We start from the raw sequence: 16,857 nt of genomic DNA on the forward strand, positions 1-16,857 counted from the left end.
AGGCTCAGGGCGGGGTGTTATAGTCGACGACAGTCTGCGGATTTTGCTCGCCGTCATAGGACGCATCGACGTCATACTGGACCAGCGAGAAATTGCCATTGCGGAACAGATACGTCCCTGCGTCGGACGCATCGCCGATGCTGCGCCACTTGTTGAATGTTGTGATCGTGTGGGCAGCCTCGTCATAGTCGGAATTGACCGCCCAGCCGGACGTCTGGAAACCGACGATGGTCATACCCAGCAATTTGCCGTTGCTGTCATTGTTCTCGTAGCGGATGTCCATCTTGGGCTCGGCGAACTGCAACTGCTGCACGCCCGACACCTCGTCGGTCATGTAGTAGATCGAGCTTTCATTGTAGGCCGCGGCCGAACAGGAAAAATGGAACAGGCGCGTTTCCTTGTCGGGATCGCCTGATGCCGCATCCTTGTCCTTGTATTTGATTGAAAAGACGGTCGGCTCATTGGCGAGGAACTGCTTGTCGCACTGGTCGCCATAGGTCGCCAGGAAGGCCTTCTTGGCCTGCTCCAGCGCCGTGTCCTTCTTCGGTGGCGGCGGCCCGTCGCCGCAGCTTGGCGGCAGCGCCTCCTCGAAGTCGGCGGTGGAGGGTTCCAACGCCCCTTTTTCGATATGGATCGGATCGAACGGCGGCGCCGCCTGGATCTGGGCATTCACCTGGCGCAGCGTGTAGCAACCGGCAAAGACCTTTTCGCCGCCGGTCTTGTCCGTAGCGCGGATGGCGACGGGGACGTTGTAGAAAATGCTGCCGGCCGCACCTTCGTCGGAAACAACCCCGGTCTCGACCTCGACCTTGTCGGTCCCGTCATAGCCCTTGACGAAACTGTCGAAATCCTTTGCCGGCTTTGTATCGCCGAAATACCCCCATGCGCGAGCGAATTCGTGCCGGCTGATGGCGCTGTAGAGCGAGCGGACAACCGCATCGGCGCTCGACCGGTCGTCGACATAGGGCGCTTCGGGTGCATCTTCGGCGGCCAATGCGATCTGGCCTGTGGTGGCAAGGGAGAGAAAGGCAGTCGCTGCGAAAAGGGCGCGTCTCATCGGGAATCTCCACTTGATGGGGAGATTCTACGATGGCGATTGCGGCAACGTGGTGACGCGGCGTCGGCGGACTTGAAGAATCGTGTGCGAAGGCGCTACGTCGCGTCCGCCGGCGTTCGGCCGGGCAGGAGATTTGACGTGACGATATCGATGTATGAGGCATCCGTGCCTGTGTTTTCAGCCAGGCTGAAGGCGCTTTCCAATGTGCTTGCGACCGCCGAACAGAATGCGCTTGATCGCAAGATCGACCCGCAGGTTTTTTTGACGTCTCGGCTGGCGCCCGACATGTACGCGCTGACCCGGCAGGTGCAGATCGCCACCGATCACGCCAAGGGCGCGCCGTCCCGGCTCGCCGGTCGCGAAGTGCCGAGATACGAAGACAACGAAGCGAGTTTCGCCGATATCCAGGCACGCATCACGAAAACCCTGGACCTTCTGGCGACCTTTTCAGCTGCAGAGTTCGACGGCTCCGACGACAAGATCATCGAACTGAAGCTTGGCGGGCGCGAAAGCTCGATGCCCGGCATGCAGTATCTGCTGCATGTGGCCATGCCCAACTTCTATTTCCATCTCACCACGTCTTACGACATCCTTCGCCACAACGGCGTGCCGTTGGGCAAGGCGACATTCCTGGGAGCGCGCTAAAGAATTGAGGTTTTTGAGATGTCCCGGACTGAGCCGGGACATCTCGCAACCAGCCGCATCTAGCGAATGGACATTTCGCGGGCGATGCGCGGAAAATCGGCCGGCTTGATACCGATGTCGGCGCGGTCGGCATTGCTCATCGCATGGAGCAGTGCGAGCGCCGAGCGGTATCTCAGATGTTCCTGCGGCCGCGGCCGGGCGAACATTTCAGTGAAGAAACCCATGATTCAAGCCCCAAATTGGTCCTCCACGGCTGCCAATATAGGTGAATCGTGACAATTGTGCAGTGCAGCATTTGCATGCCTGCCATGTGTTGGTGATTTCCTTGGCGATATTTCTGCAACCGGGTGAAACTTTTGCCCGGCGCGCATCGTAGCCTCGAATGCTGGCTACATGGCCGGTTTTTCCTCGCCACTCCTGGCGAATTCCGGGCTGCATGAAAGTGCAGTCCGGCTTTTTGTCTGGGATTGCGGATGGTCAAGCGGCGGGGCGACGGCTAAATTAGTTAAGATCGGTGCCATGCATTTTTAACGAGCCGGTTCTATGCTTCGACACCCGAATGGTCGGGCGAGGGGGAGGCTGACATCGCTACTGGCGCCAAGCGTGATTTCGCTTCGTTGCTCGACGACCTCTTCGTCGCTTCCGACAAGGGCGACGGAATTGGGGGCGACGGGATCGAAGGCGAAGAGGCCGGCGCTCGTCCATCCATCCCGTTCGACTATCTCTCGGTGGCCGATGAACTCCATTCCGGCCGCATCAAGGTTTCAGGCGGCGGCTTTGCCACCGAATATCGCGAGGCGGGTGCTGATCTGGCGACCGAATTCGCCGCCTTGCTCGATCATGCCAAACTGGCTCTCGCCGGCGAAGAGCCAAAGCCCGAGGAAAAGCTGCCGCCGATCGATCCCGAATCGATCGCGGTCGAACTTGGCCTCAACCAGTCCAAGCAGGTCGCCGATTTCAGCCGCATGCGCCGCAGCTTTGCCTTCGCCAACCATCCAGACCGTGTCGCTCCGCATCTGCGCCAGCGCGCCATGATCCGCATGCAGGTGGCCAACATGCTGATCGACGAGGCCAAGCGCCGCGCGCTGGCCGGCGCTCGCCGCTAAACGCAGCTGGTTCACGCAAAGGTCGGTCTGGCGAGGCTTGGAGAGCGGCTCTGCTTTGCCTATAGATGCGGCTTCCTCCCGCGCAGTCGCGCCAGCCTTCCTCCGGAGCCGAATTCCATGCACAAACGCCGTCTCGGTCGGACCGATCTTCTTGTTACCCAGATTTGCCTGGGCTCCATGACCTGGGGCCAGCAGAACACCGAGGCCGACGGTCACGCCCAGATGGATCTGGCCTTTTCACGCGGCGTCAATTTCATCGACACCGCTGAACTCTATCCGATCCCGCCCAAAGCGGAGACGCAAGGGTGGACCGAAAAGATCATCGGCAGCTGGATGAAGGCCAACCGCAACCGCGACAAGGTGATCCTGGCCTCCAAGGTCGTCGGCCGCACGGCCAACAGATGGTTTCGCGGCGACAGGCCATCGCAACTGGTGCGTGCCGATATTTTTGACGCCGTCGACAAGTCGCTGGCCAAGCTCGGCACCGACTACATCGACCTCTACCAGATCCATTGGCCGGAACGCGACATTCCGTGGGGCGCCAACCCGACGCGCGTCGGCGCCGTATCGCCGCGCGCCGATTCCGTCGGCGCTCCGGCCGACGAAACGCCGATCGCCGAGACGCTTGCGGTGTTCGACGAACTGGTGAAGGCGGGAAAGATCCGTCATTTCGGCCTGTCGAACGAGAGCTCCTGGGGCGTCATGCGGTACCTTGCGGAGGCTGACAAAGGCATCGGCCCGCGCGTCGCGTCGATCCAGAACGCCTACAATCTCGTCAACCGCACCTTCGAGGTGAACCTCGCCGAGGTCTGCGAGCGCGAGCAGGTGTCGTTGCTGCCCTATTCGCCGCTGGCGCAGGGCTATCTCACCGGCAAATACGACCATGGCGCGCGCCCGCAGGGGTCACGCTCGCAACTGTTCAACCGCGGCCAGCGCTACGAGACGCTGGGTGCCGCCGAAGCCCAGCTCGAATACAATGAGCTGGCGCGCTCCTTTGACCTGGAACCGGCACTGTTTGCCAATGCCTACGTCTCGAGCAGGCCGTTCGTGACCTCGAACATCGTCGGCGCTACGACGCTTGCGCAGCTCGACATGGCGCTATCTTCCATCGAAATCGTCTGGACCGAAGAGATGCAGAAGGCGGTGGATGCGATCCACCAGCGGGTCGGCAATCCCTGTCCTTGAACGGGACTGGCTGCGGCCGAATACTCAATAATTCCAAGGGAGCCGGGCAATCATGAATTTTCCGATAGAGCTGGTCCGCGAACGATTTCCCGCACTGTCCCTGACCGACAAGGGCCGCCGCCGCATCTATCTCGACAATCCGGCCGGCACGCAGGTGCCGCAAGCCGTCGCGGACGCCGTGTCGCGCTGTCTTTTGACCACCAACGCCAACCTTGGCGGTTATTTCGAAACGACGATTGCCGCGCAGGCCGTCGTCGATGAAGCGCATCGGGCAATGGCCGATTTCCTTGGCGCGGCAAGCCCCGAGGAAATCATCATCGGCGCCAACATGACGACGCTGACCTATCACATGTCGCGCACGCTCGGCCGCACGATGAAGCCCGGCGATGAGATCATCCTTACCCGCATGGACCATGAGGGCAACGTATCGCCCTGGCTGCAGCTGGCCGAGGATCTCGGCCTCATCGTGCGCTGGCTGCCATTCGATGAAAAGAGCTGGCAGGTCGAAGAGGCGACGCTGGCTGGCCTGCTTTCGGAGAAGACACGGCTGGTCGCGTTGAACTACGCCAGCAACCTGACCGGCTCGATCAACCGGGTGAAAGCGCTGACCGCCATCGCCAGGAATACAGGCGCGCTTGTCTATGTCGACGCCGTCCAGTTCGCGCCGCACGGCTTGATCGACGTGCAGGAGCTCGGCTGCGATTTCCTGATCTGTTCGGCCTACAAATTCTTCGGCCCACATATGGGCATTTTGTGGGGCCGGCGTGACGTCATCGATGACTTGCAGCCCTACAAATGCCGCTGTTCATCGAACGGTTTGCCGGAGCGGTTCGAACTCGGCACACCGCAGATCGAGCTGATGGCCGGTCTCACCGCCGCGGTCGACTATTTTGCCGACCTCGGCGCTGCTGCAGGCGAGAGCGGGTCGCGAAGACAGAAGATTGCCAAGGCGTTCGAAGTCTCGATCGCCTACGAAAATCCGCTGGCGCAACAGCTGATCGACGGCTTGTCCGATATCGAGGGCTTGACGATCCACGGCATCACCGATCCGAAGCGCCTTGGTGATCGCGTGCCGACTGTGTCCTTCACCGTCGACGGCATCGTGCCCGAAACGATCGTTCGGCAGATGAACGCCGAAAACATCTTCCTGTGGTCCGGCCACAACTACGCCTGGGAGATCGTTCATCAGCTCGGCATTCCTGCCGAGCATGGCGTCGTGCGCATCGGCATCGCCCACTACAACACGGCGGCCGAAATCGACGAGACGCTGGAGAGCGTACACCGGGTCATTGCGATGCTCAGGCAGCAGCGCTCCTGACACGCTGTCAGAACGAGATCACCGCGTCTTGCCGCCGAAGCCGGTGAGAAACGCGGTGAGATTGTCGCCGAGTTCGTCGCAGAGATAGCCGCCCTCCTGGACGATGACCGCCGGCAGGCCGAGCTTTGCGATGGCCTCGCCGATGCGCGAGAAGCCAGGCGTCGTCACCGAAAGTCCGCCGAACGGGTCGCCCTCGAACGCGTCGAGGCCGAGCGCCACGACCAGCGCGTCCGGCGAAAAGGCACGGATGCGCTGGAACGCCACCTCAAGCGCTTCGAGAAACGCCGCGTCGGCCGATTTGCGCGGCAGCGGCAGGTTGAAATTGTAGCCGAGGCCAGGCCCTTCGCCGCGCTCGTCGGCATGGCCCCAGAAGAATGGATAGAAGCGCACCGGATCGGCATGCAGCGAGACGGTCAGCACGTCGGGCCGTGCATAGAAGATGCCCTGCGTGCCGTTGCCGTGATGTAGGTCAACATCGAGGATCGCCACCCGCGACGCCGTCCTGCGCAAGACCTGCGCGGCGACGGCCGAGTTGTTGATGAAACAGAAGCCGCCGGCGACATCGGCAAAGGCATGGTGGCCGGGCGGGCGGCACAGAGCGTAGGCGGCCGGCGCGCCTGATATCACGGCTTCAGCAGCTTCGACCGCGCTCCAGGCGCTCCACAGCGCACTCTGCCATGTTTCGCCCGAGATCGGGCAGGCGGTGTCGGCCATGTGATAGCCGGCCTGGCCGACCGCCGAGGCCGGATAGGAGCCGTTGCGCGCAATCGGATGGATGTTGGGGATCACTTCAGCCGACGCGCCTTCAATGCGCTGCCAGCGCGTGTAAATATGCTCAAGAAAATCCAGATATTCCGGCGTGTGCACCGCCGAGACCGGGCCGAGCCCATGATTGCCCGGCCGCTCGATCGTGCAACCCGCAGATAATGCGCCGGCTAACAATATCTCGACGCGCTCCGGCTTTTCCGGATTGGGCTGCGCCGCACCGCTCGAAAGAAAGGCCTTGGGGTCGTGGCGCTTCTGTTCCTCGGCATAGAAGGCTTTCATTCCTGCTCCCCATTCTCGGCCGCGTCGGCGAACGCAAAAAAGGCCTCGCCGATGATTTTTTGCGTCTGTTCGTAGCTTGACCAGGCGATGCCCAGCCTTTCGTAGAAGGCCTTGGCACCTTCATTGTCGGTGTCGACGGACAGTCGGAGATAAACGCCGCCTTCCTTCCGGCACTGCGCCGCAACGTGCCGCAGCAGCCGCTCGCCGATCTTGCGGCCGCGAAACCGGTCCTCGACATAGAGGTCCTGCACATAGACACCAGGCCGCCCCATCCAGGTCGAAAAGATCGGGAAATGCAGGCAGAGGCCGGCAAATTCGCCGCCGACTTCGGCGATCAGGGTGGAGAAGGCGGGCTTTTCACCAAAGCCGTAAGTTCTGAGATCGTCCGGCGTCGAGATGATCTCCTCGGGCGCGCCGATATGGGTGCCGAGTTTCAGGATTGCCGCGTGGATGGTTTCGACGTCGTCGATTCGGCCGGGTCGGAGGACGATTTTTGACGGTTTGTTCACGACAGGCAGGGCGCCCAGGCACCCCCCTCTGTCCTGCCGGACATCTCCCCCGCAAGGGGGGAGATTGGCAGTTTTGATCTCGCCGCCCATTTTAAAACGTCGGAAATTAGCGAAAGCCGAGATGACATCCGATCTCCCCCCTTGCGGGGGAGTTGTCCGGCAGGACAGAGGGGGGTGCGAAGGAACGCAATCATGTCAGATTGTCTTCCTCTGAACGCCATCATCTCAAAACGCCACCCGGTCGCCGCCCTTGAGCGCCAGCATGTCGCGCGCTTCGCTGGGCGTGGCAACCTCCAGCGACAGACCGTCGAGAATGCCACGGATGCGGCGCACCTGGTCGGCATTGGATTTCGCCAGCTGGCGGCCGTCATAGAGACTGTCTTCCAGCCCGACACGGACATTGCCGCCCATCGCCGCGGCGATCGAGATCAGCGGCAGCTGCTGGCGGCCGGCGGCCAGCACCGAGAACTGATAGCTGTCACCGAACAATTTGTCGGCGATCCGCTTCATGTGGACGAGATTGTCAGGGTCGGCGCCGATGCCGCCCAATATGCCCAGCACGAACTGGATGAACAGCGGTCCCGACACCAGCCCGCGATCACGGAAATGCGCCAGCGAATAGAGATGGCCGACATCGTAGCATTCGAATTCGAAGCGCGTGCCGCAGCCCTTACCCAGTCTCTCAAGCACACCCTCCATGTCGGCGAAGGTGTTCTTGAAGATGGTGTCCCGCGTCGCTTCGAGCAGCTTCGGCTCCCATTCGTGCTGCCATTCCCGCGGCTTGTCGAGCATCGGGAACAGCGCGAAATTCATCGAGCCCATGTTGAGCGAGCACATTTCGGGCTCGGTCCGCAAAGGGGCGGCCAACCGCTGGTCCAAGGTCATCAGCGACGAACCGCCGGTGGTGATGTTGATCACCGCATCGGTCGCCTGCTTGATGCGCGGCAGGAACTGCATGTAGACGTCCGGATCGGCGGTCGGGCGGCCATCCCTCGGGTCGCGGGCGTGCAGATGCAGGATCGAGGCGCCGGCTTCGGCCGCCGCGATTGCGTCGGCGGCGATCTGGTCCGGCGTCACCGGCAGATAGGGCGACATCGACGGCGTGTGCACCGAGCCGGTGACGGCGCAGGTGATGATGACTTTTCTCAGGCCCATTCTTTTACCCCTGGCCTTCGACCGGCAGGTCGAGCTCGGAGGCGAGAACCTCCAGCGAGTCGCCGATGATGGAAACGATCTCGCCGACCTGTTCCCTGGTGACGATCATCGGCGGCGCGACCATGAAATTGTCGCCGTCGACGCCGCCCTTGACCCTGCGGCCATAGATAATCAACCCGCGTTCATAGGCGAGGTCGAGCAGCCGCTGCGTGGCTTTCTTGTTCTGGTCGATCGGCCTCATGGTCTCGGGATCGGCAACCATCTGGGCGCCGGTGAGCAGGCCCTTGCCGCGCACGTCGGCGATGAATGGAAACCGCTTCGCCAGCCCCTTCAGCCCGTCCATCAGCACATCACCCATGGCAGCCGCATTGGCGATCAGGTCGAGCCGGTCCATTTCACCGAGCACGGCAAGCCCGGCGGCGCAGGCCAGCGGGTTGCCGGCATAGGTGTGGCCGTGCTGGAAGCCGCCCGAGTCGAGCAGCGGCTGCACCAGCCGCATCGGGGCGGCCAGCGCGCCAAGCGGCGCGTAGCCGGAGCCCAGCCCCTTCGACAGCGCGACGATGTCGGGCTTGCAGTTCCAATGGTCGCCGCCGAGGAATTTGCCGGTGCGGCCGGCCCCGCTCATCACCTCGTCGTGGATGAGCAGGATGCCGTAGCGGTCGCAGATCTCGCGGAGGCGCGGATAGTAGCTGTCGGGAGCGACCAGGGCCGCGGTCGCCGCGCCACCGATCGGCTCCATGATGAAGGCCACCACGCTCTCAGGCCCTTCTGCCAGGATCTTTTCTTCCAGCATGTCGGCATAGCGGATGCCGCGCTGGTCCATCGAGAGATTGTCGCGGTCGCGCCAGGCATTCGGCGCCGGCACGGTCGGCATCACCCGCATCATTGGCTCGAACGTTTCGGCCAGCGCATCGTCGCCGGTGATCGACAGCGAACCCAGCGTGCCGCCATGATAGGAGGGGAAGCGCGTGATCACCTTCCAGCGGCTGGCCTGTCCGGTGGCAACGGCCCATTGCCGCGCCAGCTTGATGCAGGATTCCGTCGCCTCCGAGCCGCCCGAGACGAAGAAGATGCGGTCCATGCCTTCCGGCAGCTTGCCGGCCAGTTCCCGCGCCAGCTCCTCCGCCGGCTCGTTCTCGAAATGCAGGCGATAGGCGAAGGTGGCGCGGTCCATCTGCCGCTTCATGGCATCCAGCACATTGCGGTTGGAATGGCCGATATTGGCGACCATCGGGCCACTCGAGCCGTCGATGAAGCGGCGGCCGTCCTGCGTCCACATATAGATGCCCTCGGCGCGGTCGATCAGCGGTCGGCGCAGGCTGGACAAATAGAACAGATGCGATTGGCGCCGGGCGTCAGTGTCTTGCGTGGCGGTCTGGACTTTCGACATGTCAGGACTTTCCGAGGTAACGATCGAGGACATTTTTGGTGACGCGTTCGACCATCGGGTCTTGTCTTAGCAGGCCGGCGACCCATTCGCAGCTTCCGGCATGGAACACCTCGCCCTTGCCACGCGGGAAATTGACGATCATGCCGTTGCCGCGTTTGACCTTTTCCAGGTTGGCGTCGCTTGCCTCGCCGAACAGCGTTTCGGCGGTGAAGCGGCCGTCTTCGTCGGTGAGGAACTGGTCCTCGATCGGGATATCGGCGCTTTCCTCGACCTGGCTCGCCATGCCGACGGCGAGAACCTGCAGGCCGTCTGGCGCGCCGCTGGTGGCAGTCGGGTAGGGCAGGCCGCCGCGTATCTCGAAGTCGAGCCCGTCGACCTCATAGCCATAGACATGGCTGTCGGCGCCCAGCAGGTCACCATAGTAGATGCCGGTGCCGGCGAAGGCCCAGTGCTCGGGCCGGTAGACCGGAAAGCCACGCACGCCGCGCGGCGCGCAACCGCCCCAACCGGTATAGACCCCGCGCGTGGCGTTGAGCCCGAAGGTCGCCGAACCCGGCCGGCCGATTTCCGGCGCCTCCCAGGAGTTGGTTGCGCGGGTGACGTCGCCGCCTGGGAGATAGGCGGGGTCTTCGGCACGGGAGCGATATTTGTAGCAGACCTGCCGGCGGGCCTCGTCCTCCAGCCGCGTCTGCCACATGAAATTGCCGGCAAAGCGCGCCGCATGGCCACCGCGCTCGACATAATTGTCGACGGCATCGCGCATTTCCCAGGTCCAGTATTCGTCATGACCGACGAAGACGGCGCAGTCGTAGCCGTCGAGAATTTCGGGCAAAAAATGCAGATCATGCTGGCTGACGAGATCGACGCCATAGCCGGCCTGTTCGGCGAAGCGGAAGAAATGGCTGTCATAGCTGGCCCAGCCCGACGACGCGTATTTCTTCGAATGGCCGGTGGCGAGCGCCCATTCCATGTGGGGATAACGTGGCACCGTCTTCGGCGGCACGGCGACTTCCAGTGGCACGCGCGGCGCATCCTTGGGCAGCACGACGAAGCCTCGGCACCAGGGGCGCTGCGTCGACACGATGGGTGAATACTGGTTGCGATCCGGCCCGGTGATGCCCTGGTAGTGGTTGGAGCCGCCCCAGGTGTTGTAGGCCAACCAGGTTCCCGTCGCCGCCACCTGCAGCACACGGCCAGGTTTGCGGCCTGGCTGCGGGCTGACGATGAACAGATGGTGGCATTGGATCGGCTTGCCGTCGCGCCCGTCGGCCGTCAGCGTCACCCGATAGGCTCCGGACGACCAGTCGTTCTCGACACGGAATTCAAACGAGGCTTCCCAGCCGCAGCCTTCAGCCGAACATTGGTCCGGGCTTTCTTGCCAGCGCGCCGCGATGCCCGATTTCTCGAACACTTTGGTCTCGCTGCCGCCATCCCGGGTGATTGTCATGCCGAACGTCGGAGCTGTCGAACTGACATGCAACGCCACCGTTTCGCCGGCGCGATAGGAAAACCGGTCGCTGTAGCACCAGATCTCGCCGCGCTCGCCATCCATGCCCGGCCATTCGTAATAGTGGCCGCGCACCGCGTGGCGGCGCTGCTCCGGCGTCAGTCCGAAATCGGGGAATTCCGTGTTTGGTTTGGTCATGGTCATACTCAGGCGGAAAGGTATTTCTTGAGGAAGGTGCGCGTGCGTTCCTTCCGCGGAGCGCGGAACATGTCGCCCGGCGGGCCTTCCTCGACGACAACGCCGCCATCCATGAACAGCACCCTGTCGGCCACTTCGCCGGCAAAGCGCATCTCATGCGTTACGATGAGCATGGTCATGTGTTCGGCGGCAAGCTGTTTCATCACCGCATTGACCTCGTCGACCAGTTCCGGGTCGAGCGCCGAGGTGGCTTCGTCGAACAGCATCACCTTGGGCTGCATCGCCAGCGCACGGGCGATCGCCACACGCTGCTTCTGGCCGCCCGAAAGCCGCGAGGGATAGGCATCGATCTTGTCGGCGAGACCGACCTTGGACAAGAGGCTATGCGCCAGCGCATGTGCATCAGTCTTGGTCATGCCTTTGAGGATGATCGGTCCCATGGAAATGTTCTCGATCACGGTCAGATGCGGGAACAGATTGAAGTGCTGAAACACCATGCCCATCTGCTGGCGCACCTTGTTGATGTGCCGCTCGAAAGCCTGGCCATGCAGGGGCTGGTTGACCTGCACACCGTCGAGCCAGACTTCACCGGAGTCCAGGGATTCCAGATGGTTGATGGAGCGCAGCAGCGTGCTCTTGCCGGAGCCGCTCGGCCCGATGATCGCGACGATCTGCCCTCGGTCGACCGACAGGTCGATACCTCTCAGGACCTCAACCGCGCCGAACGATTTGCGCGCACCGCGAACCTCGACCATGGGCCGCTGTGTGCTCATCGGGAAGCCTCCACATGTCGTTCAAACAGGCGCAAGGCCGCCTCAAGCACAAGGTTGAGAATGTAGTAGAGCGCCGCTGCGGTGATATAGAACTCGAACGGGCGGAACGTTTCGCTGATCGCCAACTGGGCCGAATGGACCAGCTCGGCGATGCCGATGACCGAGACGATCGAGGATTCCTTCAGCAACGCGATCAGATTGCCGCCGATCGGCGGTGCCGTGTTGCGGATGGCTTGCGGTATCACGACATGGCGCAGCGTTTGCCACTTGCCGAAGCCGATGCTGCGCGCGCCTTCCGTCTGGCCGACATCGACGGCAACGATGCCGGCACGGATGATGTCGGCATTGTAGACGGCAAAATGCAGGCCAAGCCCGACAATGCCGGCGGCCAGGGCAGGAATGTCGATGCCGATCTGCACCAGGCCGAAATAGATCAGGAACAGCTGCAGCAGCAGCGGAGTGCCCATGAACACCCACATGAGGGCGCGCACGGGATAGGCGACGATCTTCGGAGCGTAGAGCACGGTGACCGCAAACAGGATGCCGCCGAAGAAGCTGAGCGCGCCCGCCGAAACGGTCAGCACCGCGGTCCACCAGGCGCCAATCAACAGAAGGTCCCAGTAGGGCGCGACGACGGTGAAATCCAAACCTTGCATCGTGCTCTCCGGTCAGACGATGGCGAAGCGTTTGTCGAGCAGGTCGACGACCCGCGCGACCGCATAGACCATGATCATGTAGAGCAGGGCTGCAACGCCGAAGATCTCGAACGGCTTGTAGGTTGAGCCGATGAAGCGCTGGGCTGTGTAGGTCAGTTCGACGACTGAAATGGTCGACACAAGTGCTGATCCCTTCAACAAAGCAACCGTATTGACCCCGAGCGGCCGGATCATCAGCCGCGCCGCCTGCGGCAGCACGACCTTGCGCAAGGTCTGGAAACGGCTGAAGCCGATTGTGCGGGCAGCCTCGGTCTGGCCCCGGTCGACCGCGACCAGTGCACCACGGATCGATTCCGCCATATAGGCGCCGATGTTGAGGCCGAGGCCGATGACGCCGGCGGCGAATGGCTCCAGATTGATGCCGATCTGCGGGCCGCCGAAATAGAGCACGAAGAGCTGGATCAGGCACGGCGTGCCGCGAAACAGGCTGACATAGAGCGTGCCGATGGTCCGCAGGATTGCCGACCTCGACATCTTGGCGGCCGCGGCCAGTGCCGCAGCCGCAAGGCCCAGGATCAGGGCCAGCACCGTGATCTCGATCGTCACCAGGGCGGCTTCCACGAAGAACGGGAAGACACGCTGCATCAAGGAGAAATCCATGAAATGGCCCAGCAGGAGTGACGCTCGGTTTCAGGCGGCCTTGGCCGCCTGAAACCAGGAAGGATCAGCGGATGTCGCTGCCGACCCACTTCGTCGAGATCTTTTCGTAGCTGCCGTCAGCCAGCATGTCGTCCAGCGCCTTCTGCATGGCAGCCTTGAGCTCCGGATTGTCCTTGCGGATGGCGATACCGATGGCGACGGCGCCGCCTTCGATATCGGGCGTGTTGAGCTTGCGGACCTTCTCACCCGTTTCCTTGACGGCCACCATGATCGGAATGTTGTCGACGACGATGGCATCGACGCGGCCGGCCCTCAACTCCAGCAGCAGTTCCGGCAGGCCCTTGTAGGTGCGGATATTCCAGCCGCCTTTTTCGCGCGCCCATTTCTCGTGCGTCTCGCCTAGCGTCACGCCAAGGGTCTTGCCCTTGAGGTCGTCGAGGCTCTGCACCTTGGACGCCTCGTTGACGAAAACCGCGCGGCCGGCGTGGTAGTAGGGTCCGACGAAATCGACCACCTTCTCACGCTCGGGCGTGATCGTCATCGAGCCGACGACGGTGTCGTATTTGTTGGCGAGCAGCCCTGCGATGATGCCGTCCCAGGCCGTGGTGATGATGGTGCCCTTGACGCCGATGCGCTCGGCGATGGCCTTGCCGATATCGGCGTCGAAGCCGACGACTTCGTTCTGGTCGTTGACGAAGTTGAAGGGCGGATACTGACCGCTCATGGAAATCTTCAGCTCGCCCGCCGCCTTGATCTTCTCGAGGTCGTCGGCCCTGGCCGAAACGGCCGTGAAGGTCGACGCAAGCAGCAGGGCCGCAACGGCGATGCCGGAAAATACTCTATTCATCTGATTTCCTGTCCTCTGGATGGCACGCAAGGTTTGTTCTTGGGAGGCGTACAGACGCTTTCCTGTGTTCAATGATTGCCTTTGCGGTATCATTGCGCAAATAGATAATGGGAATAGGGAGCATAGATATCAGGAATGGCTTTGCCGCGTCCCGAACGGCTGGTCTGGGATCTGGACTGGAACCTTCTGCGGACGTTCGTCGTCATCGCGGAAGTGAAGAGCATCACGCGCGCCGCCGAGCGGCTGAACCTCAAGCAGCCCAGCGTCAGCAATGCCCTGCGGCGGCTGGAAGACCGGGTCGGCCGGCGGCTGGTCGAGCGCGATGCGACACGCTTCGAACTCACCGAGGTCGGGCGCCTTCTCTATGAGCAGAGCGTCGAGGTGTTCGGCACCATATCGCAGCTGCCGCTGCTGATGCGCGGCATCAGCGACGACGTCACAGGCCACGTCACGATCGCGACGGCCAGCCATGTCGTCTCGCCATTGTTCGATCAGGCGCTGTCGGAGTTCCATCGCAACTATCCGCGCGCCAGCATCACCATTTCGGTGGCGGCAAGCACCGAAGTCGCCAAGCAGGTCAGGGAACGGCGTGCCTCCTTCGGCATCTGCCTGGTCAGCCAGCGCGATCCGGCGCTGGAATATGCGATGGTCTACCGCGAGTTCTTCGGCTTCTTCTGCGGGCCGCAACACAGGCTTTACGGGCAAACCGGACTGACGCTGGCCGATCTCCGCGGCGAACCCTCGGTATCGTTCCAGACCGATCATATCTCGGATGCGTTGCGGCCGGTCGCGCTGTTGCGCAGCGAAGCCCGGCTCAACGCCGATGTCGTCGGCGTGTCCTCGAGCCTGGAAGAGGTGCGGCGCATGATCGTCGCCGGGCTCGGCATCGGCCCGCTGCCGCTGCACGTCGCGCGGCGCGATGTGGTTGATGGAGCGCTGTGGCGGCTGCCGCCCTATGACGCGCCGCCGGCTATCGACATCTTCCTGCTGGTCAATCCGGACAAGGTGATGAACCGCGCCGAGAAGGCGCTGCTGTCAGGGCTGCAGACGCTGATTGCCGAGACGCCGCTCGAGGACCGCACCTACAAAGGCTGACGGGCCGCGACAGGCCTATTCGATCAGCAAGGCCGCCGCCCGGTTGCGCATCGGCTCGTCCAGAGCCACCGAGGCACGCGCGGCAAGGTCGAAGCGCACGCTGGTCGTCCGGCTCGATGCACGGACAACGCCGTCGAGCGAGCCCGACATCACCTGTTCGAAGGTGATGGAGGTGCGGCCGATCTTCACGACATGCGAATGGATGGTGATGAGCGCACCGGCTTTCGTTTCATGCCGATAGTCGATTTCGGTGCGCACATCGGCCCATCCGATTTGCGACGCCTGGTTATCGTCCTGTCCGGCGAGATGGCCGAGAAGCTGGAAGCTGGCATCGTCGAACATCGCCGCGTAGTGACGCACATTCACGTGCCCCATCACATCGCACATCCAGGGATGAGCGACGCCAACGAAGGTGACGAGAGATTTGCTCATGGGGATTTTTGCCTCCGTGGCCATCGACGATCGCGCCGACGCAATATCGAAACGCACGCAGACAGGCAAACGGTCTGCAGTCCCTGGCATCTTCGAACCGGGAATAACCTTCGCGCTTCGTATTCGTTAGCCGCGCCCTTGGCCGCCTCCATCAAACGGGCTATCTCAGGGGAGGCGGCGTTTCCGCCACGGGGGTCGGCATGCTCAGAGTGCAAAAGGTCAAGGTCGACGAGATTTACGTGCCGACGGCGCGCAAGAAGACGCTGCATCCCGAGACCGTCCGCCATCTGGCCGAGGACATCCTGGAAAACGGCATGAAGACGCCGATCCAGGTCCGCCATGACGGCAAGCGCCACATCCTCGTCGAAGGCCTGCATCGGCTGGAGGCGGCAAAGTGGCTCGGCGAGACCGAGATCGAGGCCTATCTGGTGCAAGCCAAGCGTCACTGATAGGTCGACAGAACACCCAGTTTCTCGATCAGATATGCTGCTTTGATAAGCCGAATGCCTCGGCGATTGGCGGAAACGCGCCCATCGCTTCGTCATCCACGGGCGGAGCAAGGAGCGCAGCGACGCGGCGCAGACCCGAGGATCCATGCCGCGACTCCAACGCGTCACAACGGTGCAGAATTCTGCTCCGCTGCATTCCTCGGCCAAGGCCGCGGCACAGGATCCTAGGGTCTCCGCGACGGAGCTTCGCTCCTGCTCCGCCCGTGGATGACGAAATTGGGGAGGCTTCGGCCAATCGAGGGTGTCGACATTTTCTTTGCGGCCGGTGTCGGTTTGCGGTTCATCGGCTCGTCCTTGGGACGGAAGCCAGATCAAACCGACACCCGAGGACACCATCATGACCACCAAGCTCGACATCGCCCCTGCCAACGACCGTGAACTGGTCCTTGCCCGCATCATCGATGCGCCGCGCGAAAACGTCTATCGCTGCTGGACCGACACCAAGCTTTTGACGCAGTGGTTCGCGCCAAAGCCGTGGACGACACCGCGTGCCGAAATGGATGTGCGCAGCGGCGGCTCGAGCCTTGTCGTCATGGCGGGCCCCGATGGCAACGAATTCCCCAACCCAGGTGTCTTCCTCGAAGTCGTTCCCGGCAAGAAGATCGTCTTTACCGATGCCTACACTCAGGCCTGGGAGCCGTCGGAAAAGCCGTTCATGACCGGCGTGCTGACCTTCGAGGACGAGGGCAACGGCAAGACCCGCTATATCGCTCGGGTCAGGCACTGGAGCGTCGCTGACCGCGAGCAGCACGAGAAGATGGGTTTCCACGAGGGCTGGGGCCAGTGCGCCGACCAGCTCGAAGAACTCGCCAAAACGCTTTGAGATCG

At 62.5% G+C, this 16,857-nt stretch carries 19 protein-coding genes; 7 read left to right on the forward strand and 12 right to left on the reverse strand.

Annotated features, from left to right (window positions below; translation table 11 throughout):
• Positions 1-4 precede the first annotated feature (4 nt).
• Positions 5-1,057, reverse strand: coding sequence for a DUF1176 domain-containing protein (locus ACFOJ9_RS13780; RefSeq protein ID WP_378979365.1), 1,053 nt, complete (start codon positions 1,055-1,057; stop codon positions 5-7).
• A 138-nt stretch (positions 1,058-1,195) separates the two neighbouring features.
• Here ACFOJ9_RS13780 and ACFOJ9_RS13785 point away from each other — a divergent pair, with 138 nt between their 5' ends.
• Positions 1,196-1,702, forward strand: a complete 507-nt coding sequence (locus tag ACFOJ9_RS13785; RefSeq protein ID WP_378979366.1) for a DUF1993 domain-containing protein — start codon at positions 1,196-1,198, stop codon at positions 1,700-1,702.
• 59 nt (positions 1,703-1,761) lie between these two features.
• Here ACFOJ9_RS13785 and ACFOJ9_RS13790 read toward each other — a convergent pair whose 3' ends face one another.
• A complete protein-coding gene (locus tag ACFOJ9_RS13790; RefSeq protein WP_109669696.1) occupies positions 1,762-1,926 on the reverse strand; it encodes a hypothetical protein in 165 nt (54 codons plus the stop codon).
• A gap of 393 nt (positions 1,927-2,319) precedes the next feature.
• On the opposite strand from ACFOJ9_RS13790, the gene ACFOJ9_RS13795 reads away from it, so the two are divergent.
• From ACFOJ9_RS13795 to ACFOJ9_RS13805, 3 genes are all read left to right on the forward strand, one after another.
• A complete protein-coding gene (locus ACFOJ9_RS13795; RefSeq protein ID WP_378979367.1) occupies positions 2,320-2,808 on the forward strand; it encodes a hypothetical protein in 489 nt (162 codons plus the stop codon).
• A gap of 117 nt (positions 2,809-2,925) precedes the next feature.
• Complete coding sequence (locus ACFOJ9_RS13800) at positions 2,926-3,993, forward strand: aldo/keto reductase (protein WP_378979368.1); 1,068 nt, start codon at positions 2,926-2,928, stop codon at positions 3,991-3,993.
• 52 nt (positions 3,994-4,045) lie between these two features.
• Positions 4,046-5,311, forward strand: a complete 1,266-nt coding sequence (locus ACFOJ9_RS13805; RefSeq protein WP_378979369.1) for a cysteine desulfurase-like protein — start codon at positions 4,046-4,048, stop codon at positions 5,309-5,311.
• 18 nt (positions 5,312-5,329) lie between these two features.
• Here the strand turns inward: ACFOJ9_RS13805 and ACFOJ9_RS13810 are convergent, their stop codons facing one another.
• The 9 genes from ACFOJ9_RS13810 to ACFOJ9_RS13850 all read right to left on the reverse strand — a co-directional run bounded on the left by ACFOJ9_RS13810 (position 5,330) and on the right by ACFOJ9_RS13850 (position 13,993).
• Positions 5,330-6,358, reverse strand: coding sequence for a histone deacetylase family protein (locus ACFOJ9_RS13810; RefSeq protein WP_378979370.1), 1,029 nt, complete (start codon positions 6,356-6,358; stop codon positions 5,330-5,332).
• Positions 6,355-6,957, reverse strand: coding sequence for a GNAT family N-acetyltransferase (locus ACFOJ9_RS13815; protein ID WP_378979371.1), 603 nt, complete (start codon positions 6,955-6,957; stop codon positions 6,355-6,357). Before ACFOJ9_RS13815 ends, ACFOJ9_RS13810 begins: the two co-directional genes overlap by 4 nt.
• A gap of 135 nt (positions 6,958-7,092) precedes the next feature.
• The gene (locus ACFOJ9_RS13820; RefSeq protein WP_378979372.1) at positions 7,093-8,022 is read right to left on the reverse strand and encodes a BKACE family enzyme; all 930 of its coding nucleotides are present in this window, start codon (positions 8,020-8,022) and stop codon (positions 7,093-7,095) included.
• A gap of 4 nt (positions 8,023-8,026) precedes the next feature.
• A complete protein-coding gene (locus tag ACFOJ9_RS13825; protein ID WP_378979373.1) occupies positions 8,027-9,412 on the reverse strand; it encodes an aminotransferase family protein in 1,386 nt (461 codons plus the stop codon).
• A gap of 1 nt (position 9,413) precedes the next feature.
• Positions 9,414-11,057 carry a N,N-dimethylformamidase beta subunit family domain-containing protein gene (locus tag ACFOJ9_RS13830; RefSeq protein WP_378979374.1) on the reverse strand — a complete coding sequence of 548 codons (1,644 nt, stop codon included), beginning with the start codon at positions 11,055-11,057 and terminating at the stop codon, positions 9,414-9,416.
• Between the two features lie 8 nt (positions 11,058-11,065).
• Entirely contained in the window at positions 11,066-11,830 is a 765-nt protein-coding gene (locus ACFOJ9_RS13835) for an amino acid ABC transporter ATP-binding protein (protein WP_378979375.1), read from the reverse strand.
• Positions 11,827-12,486 carry an amino acid ABC transporter permease gene (locus ACFOJ9_RS13840; protein ID WP_378979376.1) on the reverse strand — a complete coding sequence of 220 codons (660 nt, stop codon included), beginning with the start codon at positions 12,484-12,486 and terminating at the stop codon, positions 11,827-11,829. The genes ACFOJ9_RS13835 and ACFOJ9_RS13840 overlap by 4 nt, the downstream gene beginning before the upstream one ends.
• 12 nt (positions 12,487-12,498) lie before the next feature.
• Positions 12,499-13,146: an amino acid ABC transporter permease gene (locus ACFOJ9_RS13845; protein WP_109669723.1), complete on the reverse strand. Its 648-nt coding sequence runs from the start codon at positions 13,144-13,146 to the stop codon at positions 12,499-12,501.
• Positions 13,147-13,210: 64 nt separating this feature from the next.
• Positions 13,211-13,993, reverse strand: coding sequence for an ABC transporter substrate-binding protein (locus ACFOJ9_RS13850; RefSeq protein ID WP_378979377.1), 783 nt, complete (start codon positions 13,991-13,993; stop codon positions 13,211-13,213).
• A 135-nt stretch (positions 13,994-14,128) separates the two neighbouring features.
• Between ACFOJ9_RS13850 and ACFOJ9_RS13855 the strand changes: the two genes are divergently transcribed.
• Positions 14,129-15,088 (forward strand): LysR family transcriptional regulator, encoded by a 960-nt coding sequence (locus ACFOJ9_RS13855; protein ID WP_378979378.1) that lies wholly within the window; start codon positions 14,129-14,131, stop codon positions 15,086-15,088.
• Between the two features lie 15 nt (positions 15,089-15,103).
• On the opposite strand, the gene ACFOJ9_RS13860 is transcribed toward ACFOJ9_RS13855, so the two are convergent.
• Positions 15,104-15,520 (reverse strand): acyl-CoA thioesterase, encoded by a 417-nt coding sequence (locus ACFOJ9_RS13860; protein ID WP_378979379.1) that lies wholly within the window; start codon positions 15,518-15,520, stop codon positions 15,104-15,106.
• A gap of 200 nt (positions 15,521-15,720) precedes the next feature.
• Here ACFOJ9_RS13860 and ACFOJ9_RS13865 point away from each other — a divergent pair, with 200 nt between their 5' ends.
• A complete protein-coding gene (locus tag ACFOJ9_RS13865) occupies positions 15,721-15,969 on the forward strand; it encodes a ParB N-terminal domain-containing protein (protein ID WP_013532091.1) in 249 nt (82 codons plus the stop codon).
• Positions 15,970-16,366: 397 nt separating this feature from the next.
• On the forward strand, positions 16,367-16,852 hold the full coding sequence (locus tag ACFOJ9_RS13870) for an SRPBCC family protein (RefSeq protein WP_378979380.1): 486 nt from the start codon (positions 16,367-16,369) through the stop codon (positions 16,850-16,852).
• Positions 16,853-16,857 lie beyond the last annotated feature (5 nt).

The sequence above is a fragment of the Mesorhizobium cantuariense genome, assembly GCF_042647205.1.
GTDB classification, from domain to species: Bacteria; Pseudomonadota; Alphaproteobacteria; order Rhizobiales; family Rhizobiaceae; genus Mesorhizobium; species Mesorhizobium cantuariense.

What these genes read in the sequence shown, in the direction of transcription:
- ACFOJ9_RS13780 (WP_378979365.1), bottom strand. Translation starts at nt 1,057, where the DNA reads ATGAGACGCGCCCTTTTCGCAGCGACTGCCTTTCTCTCCCTTGCCACC.
- ACFOJ9_RS13790 (WP_109669696.1), bottom strand. Translation starts at nt 1,926, where the DNA reads ATGGGTTTCTTCACTGAAATGTTCGCCCGGCCGCGGCCGCAGGAACAT.
- ACFOJ9_RS13800 (WP_378979368.1), top strand. Translation starts at nt 2,926, where the DNA reads ATGCACAAACGCCGTCTCGGTCGGACCGATCTTCTTGTTACCCAGATT.
- ACFOJ9_RS13805 (WP_378979369.1), top strand. Translation starts at nt 4,046, where the DNA reads ATGAATTTTCCGATAGAGCTGGTCCGCGAACGATTTCCCGCACTGTCC.
- ACFOJ9_RS13810 (WP_378979370.1), bottom strand. Translation starts at nt 6,358, where the DNA reads ATGAAAGCCTTCTATGCCGAGGAACAGAAGCGCCACGACCCCAAGGCC.
- ACFOJ9_RS13815 (WP_378979371.1), bottom strand. Translation starts at nt 6,957, where the DNA reads ATGGGCGGCGAGATCAAAACTGCCAATCTCCCCCCTTGCGGGGGAGAT.
- ACFOJ9_RS13820 (WP_378979372.1), bottom strand. Translation starts at nt 8,022, where the DNA reads ATGGGCCTGAGAAAAGTCATCATCACCTGCGCCGTCACCGGCTCGGTG.
- ACFOJ9_RS13825 (WP_378979373.1), bottom strand. Translation starts at nt 9,412, where the DNA reads ATGTCGAAAGTCCAGACCGCCACGCAAGACACTGACGCCCGGCGCCAA.
- ACFOJ9_RS13830 (WP_378979374.1), bottom strand. Translation starts at nt 11,057, where the DNA reads ATGACCAAACCAAACACGGAATTCCCCGATTTCGGACTGACGCCGGAG.
- ACFOJ9_RS13835 (WP_378979375.1), bottom strand. Translation starts at nt 11,830, where the DNA reads ATGAGCACACAGCGGCCCATGGTCGAGGTTCGCGGTGCGCGCAAATCG.
- ACFOJ9_RS13840 (WP_378979376.1), bottom strand. Translation starts at nt 12,486, where the DNA reads ATGCAAGGTTTGGATTTCACCGTCGTCGCGCCCTACTGGGACCTTCTG.
- ACFOJ9_RS13845 (WP_109669723.1), bottom strand. Translation starts at nt 13,146, where the DNA reads ATGGATTTCTCCTTGATGCAGCGTGTCTTCCCGTTCTTCGTGGAAGCC.
- ACFOJ9_RS13850 (WP_378979377.1), bottom strand. Translation starts at nt 13,993, where the DNA reads ATGAATAGAGTATTTTCCGGCATCGCCGTTGCGGCCCTGCTGCTTGCG.
- ACFOJ9_RS13855 (WP_378979378.1), top strand. Translation starts at nt 14,129, where the DNA reads ATGGCTTTGCCGCGTCCCGAACGGCTGGTCTGGGATCTGGACTGGAAC.
- ACFOJ9_RS13860 (WP_378979379.1), bottom strand. Translation starts at nt 15,520, where the DNA reads ATGAGCAAATCTCTCGTCACCTTCGTTGGCGTCGCTCATCCCTGGATG.
- ACFOJ9_RS13865 (WP_013532091.1), top strand. Translation starts at nt 15,721, where the DNA reads ATGCTCAGAGTGCAAAAGGTCAAGGTCGACGAGATTTACGTGCCGACG.
- ACFOJ9_RS13870 (WP_378979380.1), top strand. Translation starts at nt 16,367, where the DNA reads ATGACCACCAAGCTCGACATCGCCCCTGCCAACGACCGTGAACTGGTC.